The organism is Staphylococcus auricularis (assembly GCF_001500315.1).
In the GTDB taxonomy this organism is placed as follows: domain Bacteria; phylum Bacillota; class Bacilli; order Staphylococcales; family Staphylococcaceae; genus Staphylococcus; species Staphylococcus auricularis.
The window spans coordinates 1-217 of record NZ_LLER01000042.1; the positions used below are offsets into that span (position 1 = coordinate 1).

Here is a 217-nt window from a genome sequence, read left to right on the forward strand (position 1 = left end):
TAGATCAGCATGCTACGGTGAATACGTTCCCGGGTCTTGTACACACCGCCCGTCACACCACGAGAGTTTGTAACACCCGAAGTCGGTAGAGTAACCTTTTGGAGCTAGTCGCCGAAGGTGGGACAAATGATTGGGGTGAAGTCGTAACAAGGTAGCCGTATCGGAAGGTGCGGCTGGATCACCTCCTTTCTAAGGATTAATTACGGAACATCTTCTT

The 217-nt window shown here is 50.2% G+C and carries 1 rRNA gene; it reads left to right on the plus strand.

Annotation, left to right across the window (positions count from 1 at the left end):
• Positions 1-189 (plus strand): 16S ribosomal RNA (locus APS80_RS10410); the annotation flags it as partial.
• Positions 190-217 lie beyond the last annotated feature (28 nt).